11 protein-coding genes are annotated in these 15,343 nt (G+C 55.9%); 3 read left to right on the forward strand and 8 right to left on the reverse strand.

Annotated elements, in window-relative coordinates; all coding sequences use genetic code 11:
* Positions 1–2,297 precede the first annotated feature (2,297 nt).
* Together K3169_RS01470 and betT are read left to right on the forward strand one after the other, a co-directional pair.
* The gene (locus K3169_RS01470; RefSeq protein WP_263269678.1) at positions 2,298–3,368 is read left to right on the forward strand and encodes a hypothetical protein; all 1,071 of its coding nucleotides are present in this window, start codon (positions 2,298–2,300) and stop codon (positions 3,366–3,368) included.
* A gap of 377 nt (positions 3,369–3,745) precedes the next feature.
* A complete protein-coding gene (gene betT, locus K3169_RS01475; protein WP_206361689.1) occupies positions 3,746–5,701 on the forward strand; it encodes a choline transporter BetT in 1,956 nt (651 codons plus the stop codon).
* A gap of 330 nt (positions 5,702–6,031) precedes the next feature.
* Here betT and K3169_RS01480 read toward each other — a convergent pair whose 3' ends face one another.
* The 8 genes from K3169_RS01480 to glnA all read right to left on the reverse strand — a co-directional run bounded on the left by K3169_RS01480 (position 6,032) and on the right by glnA (position 13,516).
* The gene (locus K3169_RS01480) at positions 6,032–6,775 is read right to left on the reverse strand and encodes an SDR family oxidoreductase (protein WP_263269679.1); all 744 of its coding nucleotides are present in this window, start codon (positions 6,773–6,775) and stop codon (positions 6,032–6,034) included.
* A 412-nt stretch (positions 6,776–7,187) separates the two neighbouring features.
* Entirely contained in the window at positions 7,188–8,624 is a 1,437-nt protein-coding gene (gene ntrC / locus K3169_RS01485; protein ID WP_027902131.1) for a nitrogen regulation protein NR(I), read from the reverse strand.
* Positions 8,621–9,706, reverse strand: coding sequence for a nitrogen regulation protein NR(II) (glnL, locus tag K3169_RS01490; RefSeq protein WP_027902132.1), 1,086 nt, complete (start codon positions 9,704–9,706; stop codon positions 8,621–8,623). The genes ntrC and glnL overlap by 4 nt, the downstream gene beginning before the upstream one ends.
* A 23-nt stretch (positions 9,707–9,729) precedes the next feature.
* On the reverse strand, positions 9,730–9,930 hold the full coding sequence (locus tag K3169_RS01495) for a hypothetical protein (protein ID WP_161628614.1): 201 nt from the start codon (positions 9,928–9,930) through the stop codon (positions 9,730–9,732).
* A gap of 101 nt (positions 9,931–10,031) precedes the next feature.
* Positions 10,032–10,679, reverse strand: a complete 648-nt coding sequence (locus K3169_RS01500) for a DUF4124 domain-containing protein (protein WP_263269683.1) — start codon at positions 10,677–10,679, stop codon at positions 10,032–10,034.
* Positions 10,663–11,187 (reverse strand): DUF4124 domain-containing protein, encoded by a 525-nt coding sequence (locus tag K3169_RS01505; protein WP_263269685.1) that lies wholly within the window; start codon positions 11,185–11,187, stop codon positions 10,663–10,665. The genes K3169_RS01500 and K3169_RS01505 overlap by 17 nt, the downstream gene beginning before the upstream one ends.
* Positions 11,188–11,265: 78 nt before the next feature.
* Complete coding sequence (locus K3169_RS01510) at positions 11,266–11,832, reverse strand: chorismate mutase (protein ID WP_263269687.1); 567 nt, start codon at positions 11,830–11,832, stop codon at positions 11,266–11,268.
* 277 nt (positions 11,833–12,109) lie between these two features.
* Positions 12,110–13,516, reverse strand: coding sequence for a glutamate--ammonia ligase (glnA, locus tag K3169_RS01515; protein WP_095100975.1), 1,407 nt, complete (start codon positions 13,514–13,516; stop codon positions 12,110–12,112).
* Positions 13,517–13,850: 334 nt separating this feature from the next.
* On the opposite strand from glnA, the gene thiI reads away from it, so the two are divergent.
* Complete coding sequence (gene thiI, locus K3169_RS01520) at positions 13,851–15,305, forward strand: tRNA uracil 4-sulfurtransferase ThiI (RefSeq protein ID WP_231667308.1); 1,455 nt, start codon at positions 13,851–13,853, stop codon at positions 15,303–15,305.
* Positions 15,306–15,343 lie beyond the last annotated feature (38 nt).

Below are 15,343 nucleotides of genomic sequence, written 5' to 3' on the forward strand. Positions count from 1 at the left end.
TTTACCGCTACCGGCGAGCGCACACAGTTGTGGCGTAGTCTGGAAATGAGCCAGTCGCTGCTCTGCGAGTGTTTGCAGTTGCCGCATGCCGAGCAGAGCCTCGCCGATTACGCGAGCCAGGACGGGTTCAAATATGCTGCATCTCTCTACTTCATCAGCCAGATGTTCGTCACGCTGGCGCTGCGCCCAGCGGCTTACGATCCATTGGCGGTCAGTGGTGACATTACTGATGCCGTAACCCTGCTCAGTCTTTACAGCCCGAAAGAGAGCGTCGGTCAGCGCTGGCTCGCTAAAGTCGTCAACGATCTAGAGCATCCGCTGCACCTGATGCTTTGGCCGGATGTCGAGCAGCAGGACCTCAGCGCTCCTTACCAGCCTCCCAGTACGCCTGAGGTTAATCAGGGCGACGGAGAGTTTCGCGCCACTGAGCTGGCGAAAATCGAGCGGAGCAACTTCCTTCCGCCTACAAGCCCAGGCGATATCAACAGCCTGTTCCTGGCGACGTTGCTTGAAAGCGGCAATCTCAACTCCACGCTCACGACAGCTGCCAAAGGTGCCGCTGGGGCACTCATTGCTGTCCATGAAAACCTGCAAGGCGCTGTCGAAGCTGCCGAGCAGGCTTTGCATAAAGCGAAGCAGGCGGGCACCCGGCAATCCTCCACGCCTTGGCGTGCAAGTACTGCGATACAACAGCGGGGCGTTGCACAGTTGCGCAGCATGCTGCCTGCCACCTTTGGCGATCTGCATTTCCTGAGCCGGGCCGAGGCCCATCACAAGGAGTACTACGTCTTCGGTCTGGACGACTTGCCCGAGCAGCCCAGCCGTTCTGCACAGACTTACGGGGTTTATCGTAACCAACACGAGGTAATGAAAAGTCCAGCTGAGCGACACGGCTATGCCGAGCAGCCGGTAATACTCTCGCCCGACCGAAAGGTGCTGGGCATGCCGGGGCAACACCTCACCGCAATATCGGTGCATAACGCGAATCGGCGCTTCAATGAGGCGTGGCAGAAAGAATTGATGGATAGCGCGGCGGATACGGCTGAAAAGGCAAGCGCTATAGAAAAGGCGGCGAAGCAGCTTAATGGGCTAAGCAATAACGGGTTTTTCGAGGTGTTGAATTCGACTCCATTTGCGGGGGTAGTGGTGGGGCTGGAGCTTTGGAATTTGAGGAATGAGTTGGAGGCTTATTCACAAACCAGCCGAGAAAAAAACAAGTACAGAGCGGTCGCTGGAATCGTTGGCGCAGGATTTGATCTCATAATTGCTATGGAGGCGCTCACTGTAAAGGTAGCGGGTAGCAAATCTGTTTTTACAGCGTGGCGCAAGACTTTGCTCACCATCTCAGAAGCCTCCGCCAAGTTTCTTCTGGGATCACTAAGCAATCGCTTGGTCAAGAAAATCAGCGCTCGCCTCCTTGGCCAGGTCGGTGCAGGTTTGCTGTTCGCCGGTCTTAACCTCTACGACGCTTGGTATTCCTACCGATGGGGTGACGATGGCTATATCGGCCACCTGCTTATGGCCGCTGGCGGGCTTATCGGCGCAGCCGGTAGTCTCATCGTCAGTAGCAGTGCGTTTCTCGGTTTATCGCCAGCGGGTTGGGCTTGTCTGCTTTTAATAGGTATAGGGGCCGCCTGGGTTTTTATGTTTAGCAGTAGCTCTGTGGAAGACTGGTTGAGAAAAGGTCCTTTTGGGGATGATCCCTACAACATGGCGGAGCACCTGCGTGACCCCCAAACAGCTTTTTACTACCTGGTCAGCCTGCTGGCCAACATCCGTATCGGCATAGATTGCAACCCGGATTTCAAGCCTGATGCCAAGCTGGATTTTCGCGACACAGTGCCCTTCGAAGTACGCAGTGCTAACACACGGATTCGTATTGAAAGCAATCTGAGCTGGCTATTCGGTGGGCCGAGTTCTTTAAATACTAAAGCTCTGCTTAACCTGAAAAGCTTCGAGGTTTATTTCGAAGCAAGCAGTGAGCGAAGCAGAACGAACAGATCCCAACTCGATGTGACGCCCGTTGCCCACAGGCTTTGGCCAGATGCCTTGGAACTGTTCGTGAACACGCCGTTTTCTTACAAGGCAGAACCTCTCGCGAACCTGCCCGAGGTTTATCACGTATGGCGAGTACGTGCCCAGTTCAGCTTGAACGACGGGCAGCGCATCTGGGTCTTTCCCGCCCCACTCCCCAAGGACCCAACGCCCTTCGAACCGTCCTATGCGAAGCCAGATTTTGAAAGCATTGAACGTCTGTTCTGGGCTGATGAAAAAACACACAGAGCGAAGACTTCGCTATGACGGCAGAGCAGACCTCTTACTACGCCCCGACAGCCTATCGGTCTGACAATATTCCCTTCCAATTGCCTTCCGAAGAGCGGTCCTGGTTAAACCGCTTCGGCAAACGCCGCTTGCCATGGGGATACACGCTAGACATTGCCCCTGATGATTTCTTGCGGGAGCGCTCGCCGGATAAATTGCGGTTTCAGGAAAAGATATTCAAGGAACGTGATGAAAAGATTGCGGCGGGCACTTATGTGCCAGCTCCTTACGAGCATGTGGACTTTCATGATCGACATGACCATCAGCGGTTCAGGTTTTCGTTGTGGTCAAAAAAATCGCAGTTTTGGCTATATCTTTTGATGTTTGGTAAAGGACTATTTCTGGTTGGGATTGTGCCATCGCTGTTTGCTCTCATATCAGCGGTATATCTGGATCCCGAACCATGGATGTTTGTTACGCTCGACTTGATTAAAGGCTTTTTTTCTTGGTTTCTGGGACTTCCTCTTCTCTGCTGGGCCATAGGCTCTCTCGTCATCCACAAATTCCCCAAACTCTGGGTTAAACCCTCACGTGGCCCCATCTGGGAGTTGAATCGTCGCACCGGTCTCGTCACCCTGTTCGATTACAAAAATAACGGCGAATACAAAAAGAGCGGCACCATCGGCGAGCTGACAGCCCCATTTTATGAGTTCGATGCTTACATCGTTTCCGTAGCAGAGCGGCAGGGCTCGATGAACCACGTACTGTTTCTCGCCCATCGTTACCGGGACATCGTTATCGACTTCTCCGCCCTGGTAAACCTCGATAACCGCTGGCAAATGCCCTGCGCGCTGTGGGATTTTCTGCAGAACTACATGGACACTAGTGGTCCGCTGCCGGAGTTGCCGCGTTACGAAGAATTCCGCCACCTCGATCCAACCACCGCTGCCTACGATCAGCAAACCGGCCGACCGCCGCGTTTCTGGATCGATATGGATGACGCGACGTACAAACAGCATCTGGACCATTTGCTGGACAACATTGATGCCATCGACACTTTTCAACGGCCAAACCTGATGGCGCAGCATGTTCGGTATGTGGATTGATCAAGTGTCAGCAATGACAGCTTTTAAGGTACTGGATAGGACTCAACTCACACTCCATGGATCCGCGTCGTTGTGAGTCGTTAACGAATGCTGGACCGTCAAATTCCCCAACCCGACAAGCGGTCCCACCACGGAACGATTCCCGTGAACCGGGCGTCATAACCTCCCTTGAGCCTGCCTCCATCGGCCTCGCGATTAGCCGTCGCGGGGCTTCCATGTTTTAATTGAACGCTCGTTCAATTAAAACCGGTGGTTCGCTGCCCGCTCATAACAGGAGGCTTACCCTTGCTTAATCCGTTTGTTGCTGTCTTTGCCTACGACCTTGAGGTGCATGGCTCATGAGTGCACCTGCTAGCCAATCCAGCGGTATGGTTCGTATGAATCCGCCGGTGTTTTATTTCGCGGCGACGGTTATTTTGCTGTTCGGTGTGCTGGTCATTTCTTTCCCTGAGACTGCTGGTCAGTGGTTGCTGGCGGCGCAGAACTGGGCGGCCAATACGGTCGGCTGGTATTACATGCTGGCGATGACGATCTATCTGGTCTTCGTGGTGGTCACCGCCTTGTCTGGTTACGGCAAGATCAAGCTCGGTGCCGACCACGACGAACCCGAATTCAGTTATCTGTCCTGGGCGGGCATGCTGTTCGCTGCCGGGATCAGCATCACGCTGTTCTTCTTCTGTGTCTCTGAACCGCTGACTCACATGCTGCAGCCGCCGCAAGGCGAGGGTGGCACGACTGAGGCGGCGCGTCAGGCGATGCAGTTGCTGTTTCTGCACTGGGGCCTGCATGGCTGGGGTGTGTTTGCGTTTGTCGGCATGGCGTTGGCGTATTTTGCGTATCGCCATAATCTGCCGTTGGCGCTGCGCTCCGCGCTGTACCCGCTGATCGGTAAGCGCATCAATGGCCCCATCGGTTATGCGGTGGATGGCTTCGGCATCATCGCGACCATTTTTGGTCTCGGTGCTGATATGGGCTTTGGGGTCTTGCACCTCAATTCCGGGCTGGATTATCTGTTTGATATTCCCCATACCCAATGGATTCAGGTCGGGCTGATCACGCTGATGATGGGCGCGGCGATCCTGGTGGCGATAGCCGGTGTCGACAAGGGCGTGCGCGTCATGTCCGACATCAACATGCTGCTGGCCTGTGCGCTTCTGCTGTTTGTGTTGTTTGCCGGGCCGACGCAGCATTTGCTTAACACACTGGTGCAGAATATCGGTGATTACCTCGGGGCGATCACCACCAAGAGTTTTGATGTATATGCCTACGACAAGCCCAGTGAATGGCTGGGCGGCTGGACAGTGTTTTACTGGGCCTGGTGGATTGCCTGGTCGCCATTTGTAGGCCTGTTCATTGCGCGTATTTCCCGTGGCCGGACCATTCGTGAGTTCGTGTTCGGTGTACTGCTGATTCCGCTGGGTTTCACGTTGGCGTGGATGTCGATTTTCGGTAACAGCGCCATCGATCAGGTGCTCAATCACGGTATGGTCGCGCTGGGCCAGTCGGCCATTGATGATCCGTCGCGCACCCTTTATTTGCTGTTGGAAACCTATCCATGGAGCAAAACTGTTATCGCGGTGACGGTGTTCATTAGCTTTGTGTTCTTCGTCACGTCGGCGGACTCGGGCACCGTGGTGCTTTCGACGCTGTCGGCCAAAGGCGGTAACGCTGATGAAGACGGTCCCAAGTGGCTCCGTGTGTTCTGGGGTGTGGCGACTGCGCTGGTGACCAGTGGCTTGCTGTTCTCTGGCAGCATCGATGCATTGAAATCAGCGGTGGTGCTGACGTCGTTGCCGTTCTCGCTGATTCTGCTTTTGATGATGTGGGGGCTGCACAAGGCGTTCTTCATGGAGTCCCAGCGTCAGATCGCACAGTTGTATTCGTTGGCTCCGGTGTCAGGCGCTCGACGTGGCGGTTGGCGTCAGCGTTTGAGCCAGGCCGTGCATTATCCGTCGCGAGACGAGGTGTACCGCTTCCTCGACCAAACCGTGCGCCCGGCTATCGAAGACGTGACTGCCGTGTTTGCCGAGAAAGGCCTGAACGTTGTCACTCAGCCTGATCCGGCTAACGACAGCGTTAGCCTGGAAATCGGCCATGGCGAAGAACGGCCGTTCATTTATCAGGTGATGATGAAGGGCTTCTTCACGCCGTCGTTTGCGCGCGGCGGGATGGGCTCCAAGCAGTTGAACAATCGCCGCTATTACCGCGCCGAAGTGCATTTGAGCGAGGGCAGTCAGGATTACGATCTGGTGGGTTATACCAAGGATCAGGTCATCAACGACATCCTCGACCAGTACGAACGCCATATGCAGTTCCTGCATTTGGTGCGGTAGGCCGGTTAACCATCTAACCTCGGTCCCACAGAGTTGCGTAGATTCTGTGGGAGCCGAGCTTGCTCGCGATAAGTCTGGACGCGGTTGCCAGTCAAATCGCGTCATCGTTCAGCGCTGGCAAGCACTGCCTACAGGCTGGCTTCGTTTGTGAAGGCGGTGTTTCAGTCAATATACGGCTGCGGATGTACCTGCCCCTTCGCGAATGAATTCGCTCCCACGGATTTGTGTGCGGCTTCAGGTTCATGATGAGCCTGTGGGACCGAATTCATTCTGCAGGCCAACATAGAGTCTCCTTCAGGGCTTAGAGTTGGCAGCTCGGTTCACATCGATCTACGCCAACCCGCCGTTGGCGCGCAGGATCTGCCCGTTGACCCAGCCTGATTCCGGCCCGGCGAGAAAGGACACGACATTGGCGATGTCTTCTGGCTGACCCAGGCGTTGCAGGGGCGGCATGTTTGCGAAGTTCTTGATTTGCTCTTCGGTTTTGCCATTCAGGAACAGCTCGGTAGCGACGGGACCGGGTGCTACTGCGTTGACGGTGATGTTGCGTCCGCGCAGTTCCTTGGCGAACACATGGGTGAACGATTCAACCGCGGCCTTGGTCGCGTTGTAGATCGCGTAGCCAGGAATGTTCAGCGCCAGCGCCGAGCTGGAGAAGTTGATGATCCGCCCGCCGTCGTTCATTCGAGCACTGGCTTCACGCAATGTGTTGAAGGTGCCGCGTGTGTTGATGGCGAAGGTCTGTTCGAACAGTTCGTCGCTGGTCTCGGCAATGGGCATGGTTTTCATGATCCCGGCGTTGTTGACCAGTACGTCGATCTTGCCCAGTTTTTGCTCGGTCAGGTCAAACATGGCGCGGACTTCGTTTGTGTCGGCCACGTTGGCTTTGACCGCGATGGCCTGACCGCCATCGGCGATCAGTTCTGCCACCAGTGAGTCAGCTTCGCTGGCGCTGTTGGCGTAGTTGACGACCACTGCAAAACCATCGGCTGACAAGCGTTTGGCGATCTCTGCACCGATGCCGCGAGACGCTCCAGTGACAATGGCGACTTTGCGAGGACTGTTCTGATTCATGATCCACCTCCATTTTGAATGTGCCGATACTTTTACATGCTGAACGCAGTTATAAACAGGTTCGGATTGGCATTGGCGTTCGGTAAACCTGAGCAAACACAGGACCTGTTGGAGCTGCCGAAGGCTGCGATCGCAGCGTGTCAGGATAAATGCTTCGCAGCCTTCGGCAGCTCCTACAGAGAGTGCATTTCAATCCAGTTGTTTTGCATTTTTGATGAGAGATTAGCTTGCTCGTGAAGCGTTGTAGCAGACAATCCGGTTATGACGGTGAGATCGCAATCGCGAGCAAGCTCACTCCTACAGGTGCCCATGGTTGATGCGAGACAACGCGGTGTCTGCATCCAGCAGCGTGCAAAAGCAAAAAAGCCCAGAGCTGCATGCGCAACCCTGGGCTTTTGGGTGAGGGCTTTAATCAGCCTTCATCACCCTCGTCATCGTCACCACCATCAATCTTCATGCCCAGTTCCTTGATCTTGCGAGTCAAGGTGTTGCGGCCCCAGCCCAGCAGCACGGCGGCGTCGCGACGACGGCCAGCGGTATGCTTGAGGGCGGTTTCGATCATGATGCGCTCGAAGGTCGGCACGGCGCTGTCCAGCAGACTGGATTGGCCGCGGGCCAACGCCTGATCGGCCCACTGGCGCAACGCTTGTTCCCAGTTGGTCACGGGCGCTGCATCTTGCGGCAGGCTCAGCAGCTCGGGTGGCAGGTCGCTAATGTGCACTTCACGGCCCGAGGCCATGACGGTGATCCAGCGGCAGGTGTTTTCCAGCTGGCGAACGTTACCCGGCCAAGGCAGGTGTTTGAGGTATTCCTCGGTTTCCGCCTTGAGCAGTTTCGGTTCGACCGCCAGTTCCTGCGCCGCACGGCTCAGGAAGTGTTTGGCCAGGGTCGGAATGTCTTCACGACGATCCGACATGCGCGGGATGTGGATGCGAATCACGTTCAGACGGTGGAACAAGTCTTCCCGGAATTTGCCAGCCTGCACCAGTGTTTCCAGGTTCTGGTGAGTCGCCGCAATGATGCGCACGTCAACTTTGACCGGCGTGTGGCCGCCCACGCGATAGAACTCGCCGTCAGCCAGAACCCGTAGCAAACGGGTTTGAGTGTCAGCAGGCATGTCGCCGATTTCATCGAGGAACAGCGTGCCGCCATCCGCTTGTTCGAAGCGGCCGCGACGCAGGTTTGCTGCGCCGGTAAATGCGCCTTTTTCATGGCCGAACAGTTCCGATTCCATCAAGTCTTTTGGAATCGCAGCCATGTTCAGCGCAATGAACGGCGAGGCCGAGCGTGGGCTGTGGCGATGCAAGGCGTGGGCAACCAGTTCTTTACCGGTCCCTGACTCGCCGTTGATCAACACGGTGATGTTGGAGTGGCTCAGGCGGCCGATGGCCCGAAACACTTCCTGCATCGCTGGCGCTTCGCCAATGATTTCAGGGGTGCGGGTCAGTGTCGGCGCAACGTCCATGCCTTGCTGTTCCTGGGCATGCAGGTTGGCACGCTTGACCAGAGAAACGGCTTCATCGACGTCGAATGGTTTTGGCAGGTACTCGAACGCTCCGCCTTGATAAGAGGCAACAGCGCTGTCGAGGTCTGAATGCGCGGTCATGATGATGACCGGCAAGCGCGGGTGTTGCTCACGAATGCGCGCTAACAGGTCCAGGCCACTGGCACCCGGCATGCGGATGTCGGAGATGATCACATCCGGTTGTTGACGAGCCAGACGACTCATCACGCCGTCGGCGCTGTCGAAGCTTTGTGTGGTCATGCCTTCTTGCTGCAAGGCTTTTTCCAGAACCCAACGAATGGAACGATCGTCATCTACGATCCAGACAGTTTCACTACGGCTCATGTCGAAGCTGCTCCTTGTTCCAGCGGCAGGAAGATCGAGAAGGTGGTGTGGCCAGGATGGCTGTCACACTCGATCAGCCCCTGGTGCTGACTAATGATGTTCTGCGTTATCGCAAGACCGAGCCCAGTGCCGTCAGGGCGGCCACTGACCATCGGGTAGAAAATGGTTTCCTGAAGCTCCGCGGGGATTCCAGGACCGTTGTCGATGATTTCGATTTTGCTGACCAGCCGGTGACGCACATGGCCGATGGTGAACTGACGCATCGCACGGGTGCGCAGGCTGATCCGGCCCAGGCGCAGCTCGTTCTGGCTGCTAATGGCCTGCATCGCGTTTCGCACGATATTGAGCACGGCCTGAATCATCTGTTCGCGGTCGATCAATACGTCGGGAATACTTGGATCATAGTCGCGCACCAGAGTGATGCACCCTTGGCTTTCTGCTTCGACCAGGCTGCAGACGCGTTCGAGCACTTCGTGCACGTTGGTCATGGCCAGCGAAGGCAACTTGTTCGATCCGAGCATGCGATCCACCAGATTTCTCAGGCGGTCGGCTTCCTCGATGATGACGTTGGTGTAGTCCTTCAAACTCTCTTCAGGCAGCTCGCGGGCCAGTAATTGCGCTGCGCCGCGAATACCGCCGAGTGGATTCTTGATTTCGTGAGCCAGGCCACGCACCAGCATTTTTGTGGTTTCCTGCTTGGACAGCTGCGCTTCTTCTTTGGTGATGCGCAGCAGACGGTCACGCGGATGGACCTCCAGCAGCAACAAGGTCTCGCCCTGGCTGAGGATTGGCGTTACCGCGTAATCAACCGTCAGTGTCTGGCCGGTAAGGGCGGTGAGCATGGCTTCGCGTTTGGTAAACGGGTGCGCTTGTTCCACTGCTTGGCGCAGGGAGCTCAGGGCTTCTGCAGATTCAGTGAACAGCTCGCTGATGAATTGCCCATGGCTGCGCTGACCGCTGATGGCCAGCAGCATCTCCGCTGCCGGGTTCATGTACTCAAGGCGCAGGTCGGCATTGAGCAGAATGGTGGCAGTGGTCAGGTTGTCGAGTAACAAACGGTGCAGCGCGTCGCTGATAGTCATTAAAGTCGTTGACCTCTTTTGGCTCATTGCGATTCCAGGCGAGCCTCGGGTCGCAGGCGCTGGTTGGTCTTCTCCAGCGTGGGTAACGCCACCGATACGTTTGTATCCAGTGCAGATAAAGGTGCTGTTATAGCCAAGTTGCAAAAACCAAACCAAGGCTCCGAAAAGAAGCGTTTAATCTGCAAAATCGGGCTTTTTTTGGACAGTGCGTTTGAATGGTTCATTGGTGCGGACCATTTTCGAACCAAAATGGGGTGGTGGGTCCGCTGGCTTGCAATATCTTGCACCAATTTAGGGCTTTGGTGTTTAGGGAGGGGAATCTGAATCAAAAGAAAGGCAGGATGCTGCTCTCTTCTTCTGGTTTGTCCTTTATAGGGCACTCAGGCCGGATGCCGTATTCGGCGGTTTTGCAGGGATTGGCGAGACGCTTTTGCGCCAGTGAAATACGCAGCAGGTGAAAGGGCTGATTCGGCGTTTTTTCCAGCACGCGTCCTGTCTCATCGAGAATCTCCACCGCGAGCTGGTGAGTACCTCGATCTACATTCTTCAACGGGAAGACAGGGCTTCGCCCGGCTTGGGCGTAAGGCTGACCATCAACCAGGAGCCGATAGCTATGACCCGGCTGCAAGGCGGGGTCGCTGGTGACGGTGACAATGAGTTCGCCCTGGGCGCTACGCACCGTTGCGTCCGGTTCTGGCACCAGAATCCGTAGCAGGTCGTAACGAAACATCGCTTTGGGTTTTGCCTTGGGCGGCGCGCTTTGCTGGACGGTGCGTTTGGGGGGCGATCCGGTGGTGTTATTGCTGGGCAGGATCTCCACGCGCTTCGCGTTCTTGTGAGGCTGATCGGTGAAGACCCGGTTACCTTGCGCGTCCGTGTAGGTATACACCTCCGCAAGCGCTGATGTGGACAGTGTAATCAGCAGGCAGACGAGCATGCTGATACTCAGCCGGGATTCAAGGTTTGCCGACATGAACGCGCTGCACGGTCAAGGTGATGGTAGGGCTTTGCTGGATGATGCGACCGTTATCCAGCACCGCCACCGCAAAGCTGTGCTCGCCACGATCAATATTGACGACCTGCAGGCGCGGCACGTTGCCCGGCTGGCCGTAGAGATTGCCGTCGACCATCAGTTGCAGTAAGTGCCCCTGCATCAATCTTGGTTTGATCGATACGCCAACGGTGAAGGTGCCGTTGTTGGCGCGTAACGCCTCTTCGGTCGGAAGATCGGCCAACTCTAGCGTTTCGTAGCCCGCTTGCGCCTGAGCCTGGGGTTGCGGGTTTTGGGGTGGTGTCACCGGTGTCGCCATTTTCCGGGTATCAACGCTATTGAGCGGCGTTAGCTCGACAACCTTGGCCTTCACACCATCAGGCGGCTGATTGCTGAACGCAGCGTTGCCGTTGGCGTCCGTGTATTTGTAGATCTGCGCCGCTGCGGGCAATGCGATCAACAGCAGCAGACAGATGAGGCTTCGGTGCATGCAGGCTCCGTGGCGTTGATGCGGTTGGCGGTGTAATGGGCGCAGCATAGAACATAAATCAGCTTAAGCGGCTCGTGATCATTTACGGATAACGCACAACTCGCCGACTGCGCGAGTCAGCGCAAGATCATGAATCGGGTCTTTGGCTTGCAGTCGGGACTGTTTAATCAGCCAATTTGGGCATTGCGGATCTTCACGGTATGTAGCGAAGGCTGAGTATTCGCGCAGTAATCGCGTCTGTAGCTGATCCAGTTGTGGGCGAATCTGCCCTACCAGATCCGGCCGTGGGGTGTCTGGCGCCTTACCGGCTTCGTGCCACTTCGCGAGAAGTGCGTACTGCACCAGCTTGTTCGCTTCGATCTGCGCAGCGAGGAATTGGCTGACGTCCTGTGGATCCAGATTGTAGGTCGGTGCGAGCGTTGCGGCAGCTGCGATGACCTGAGCTTCACGGGCGCTGTCCTGAATCGGTTTTCCGCTGTCCCATTTGGTCAGCGCGACCTGGTCTGCGATGGCAAGGCGTTCGCTGATGGTTACCATCAGAGGTGCTAGCGCCGCAGGGGCGGGCGAAGTCGTGGGTGTCACTGCGCAGGCGGTCAGGCTGGTGAAGGTGGCGCAGAGGAGAAGCAGGCGTGGTTTATTGGTCATCTCTCTTTTTCTCTTCTGAGTCGGGATGTAATTTGATAATGAATCTGTAGGAGCGCACGAGCACCGCGAGGCCGCGATAGCGGTACATCAGACAGAACGCTATCGCGGCCTCGCGGTGCTCGTGCGCTCCTACAGGGGCGGCGTTCGCGATACGACAGCATGCACTCGCGCAAAGCGCTTCAGGCAACAACTATGTACCGAATATCAAATCCCGCCCATAAAAAAGGCCTCCCGAAGGAGGCCTCTTTTGTGCGTCACGATTGCTGACGCGACTGGATCAGCAGCTGTAGTACAGCTCGTATTCCAGTGGGTGTACGAAGGTACGTACTTTGATTTCTTCTTCGCTTTTCAGAGCGATGTAAGCGTCGATGAAGTCGTCGCTGAAAACGCCGCCTTTGGTCAGGAACGCACGACCTTTGTCCAGCTCTTCCAGGGCTTCTTTCAGGCTGCCGCAAACTTGTGGGATCTCTTTGGCCTCTTCAGGCGGCAGGTCATACAGGTTTTTGTCAGCTGCGTCGCCAGGGTGGATCTTGTTCTGGATGCCGTCCAGGCCAGCCATCAGCAGTGCTGCGAAAGCCAGGTACGGGTTGGCAGATGGGTCCGGGAAGCGAGCTTCGATACGGCGGCCTTTAGGGCTGCTGACGTAAGGAATACGGATCGAAGCGGAACGGTTGCGAGCCGAGTAGGCCAGCATGACCGGAGCTTCGAAGCCTGGAACCAGACGCTTGTAGGAGTTGGTAGCCGGGTTGGTGAAGCCGTTCAGTGCCTTACCGTGCTTGATGATGCCGCCGATGAAGTACAGAGCGGTGTCGGACAGGCCAGCATAGCCTTCGCCTGCGAAGGTGTTCTTGCCATCTTTGGAGATGGACATGTGAACGTGCATACCCGAACCGTTATCGCCGTACAGAGGCTTAGGCATGAAGGTAGCAGTGCGGCCGTAAGCGTCAGCAACGTTGTGAACAACGTATTTCAGGGTCTGAACTTCGTCAGCCTTTTTAACCAGCGTGTTGAATTTCACGCCGATTTCGTTCTGACCAGCTGTCGCCACTTCGTGGTGGTGAACTTCTACGGTCTGGCCCATTTCTTCCAGAGCGTTGCACATTGCGGTGCGGATTTCGTGGTCATGGTCGAATGGTGGAACAGGGAAGTAACCGCCTTTGATGCCTGGACGGTGGCCCTTGTTACCGCCTTCGATGTCGGCGTCGGACATCCACGAACCTTGCTCAGAGTAGATCTTGAACATGGAACCGGAGATATCGGATTTGAACTTCACTTCGTCGAAGATGAAGAATTCTGGCTCTGGACCGGCGAATACAGTGTCACCGATACCGGTCGACTTCAGGTATTCCTCGGCGCGGTGAGCGATAGCGCGTGGGTCGCGGTCGTAACCTTGCATGGTCGAAGGTTCGATGATGTCGCAAACCAGGATCAGGGTTGGGTCTTCGGTGAACGGATCGAGAACGGCAGTTTCGTCGTCCGGCAGCAGGATCATGTCGGAGGCTTCGATGCCTTTCCAGCCAGAGATGGAGGAGCCGTCGAACATCTTGCCGACTTCGAAGAAGTCGTCTTCCAGCGCATCACGAGCCGGCATGGTCACGTGGTGCTGTGTACCTTTAGTGTCCGTGAAGCGCAGATCAATCCACTTAACGTCATGATCTTTGATGAGTTGAACCGACTTCGACATGGTGTCCTCCGGGTGGCTTCGGGCCTATTTAATGGTTTGGGCCCTTAGAATTTGGGTGATGCCGGCGCAAATACTCTGCCAAGGCAACCTGCCTCACAAGGGAGCAAATTGCATGCCAGTGCCCCGAGATGGGTTTTATGCCCGAAACGCTAGCAATTCAGGGATAAAAATCGTCGATTTGAAAATTTAACGCACCACAATGAGGCTGCATATTGTCCGACAGGTCTTTTTTGGTGCGTCGATGATTGGTTGCACGATAACTGGTTAAACCTTGAGCAATTTCCGCTATAATCCCGCCCCCTCTTTTTCGGCTGGCACCTCGCGCGCTGTTTTCATGAAACTAATCGTAAAAGTCTTCCCCGAAATCATCATCAAAAGCCCGCCGGTGCGTAAGCAATTCATCCGCCAGCTGGCCAAGAATATCCGTACCGTGCTCCGTGATCTGGACCCGGTACTGGTGGTGGATGGCTCGTGGGACAACCTCGAGGTTCAGACGAAACTGACCGACCCCAAGGTCCTGCAGGACATGACCGACCGCCTGAGCTGCATGCCGGGTATCGCCAATTTCCTTCAGGTGGCCGAATACCCGCTGGGCGACATGGACGACATCGTAGCCAAGTGCAAGCTGCACTACGCCGATCTGCTGCCGGGCAAGATGTTTTCGGTGCGCTGCAAGCGAGCGGGCAAACATGCATTCAGCTCCATGGATGTCGAAAAATACGTCGGCAGCCAGTTGCGCAAGCAGTGCGGTGCGGCCGGTATCGAGCTGAAAAAGCCGGAAATCGTGGTGCGAATGGAAATTCGCGACAAACGGTTGTTTGTCATCCACAGCCAGCACAATAGTGTCGGCGGATACCCGTTAGGCGCCCTCGAACAAACCCTCGTGTTGATGTCCGGTGGTTTCGATTCGACCGTGGCGGCCTATCAGGTCATGCGTCGCGGGCTGATGGCGCATTTCTGCTTCTTCAATCTGGGCGGTCGTGCCCATGAACTGGGCGTGATGGAAGTCGCGCATTTCATCTGGAAGAAGTACGGCAGCTCCCAGCGCGTGCTGTTTATCAGTGTGCCTTTCGAGGAAGTTCTCGGAGAAATCCTGCAGAAAGTCGATAACAGTCATATGGGTGTAGTTTTGAAGCGTATGATGTTACGCGCTGCATCCTCTATCGCTGACCGTCTTGATATCGATGTGCTGGTTACCGGCGAAGCGATTTCACAGGTTGCCAGCCAGACGTTGCCGAACCTGTCGTTGATTGACGCCGCGACTGACAAGCTGGTTTTGCGTCCGTTGATCACCAGCCACAAGCAGGACATCGTCGATCAGGCGGTTGAAATCGGTACTGCCGATTTCGCCAGGCATATGCCTGAGTATTGCGGGGTGATTTCGATCAACCCCAAGACCAACGCCAAGCGAAACCGCGTTGAGTACGAAGAGCAACAGTTCGACATGGCGGTTCTCGAGCGAGCGCTGGAGAACGCCAAGCTGGTTTCGATCGATCGTGTGATTGACGATCTGAGCCAGAGTGTCGAGATAGAAGAAGTCAGTCAGGCACTGGCAGGGCAGGTCATCGTTGACATCCGTCACCCGGATGCTCAGGAAGATCAGCCGCTGGTATTGCCTGGTATTGAAGTACAGGCGCTGCCGTTCTATGCACTGAACAGCCGCTTCAAGGAACTGGATAACACGCGCCAGTACCTGTTGTATTGCGACAAAGGCGTCATGAGTCGCCTGCATGCTCACCATTTGCTCAGTGAGGGGTATGCCAATGTGCGCGTTTATAGACCGAGCTAAGTGCCCGGGGCTGTTTGCCTGTGGCTTGCGTCACCGGC

Source organism: Pseudomonas phytophila (genome assembly GCF_025643095.1).
GTDB lineage: Bacteria > Pseudomonadota > Gammaproteobacteria > Pseudomonadales > Pseudomonadaceae > Aquipseudomonas > Aquipseudomonas quasicaspiana.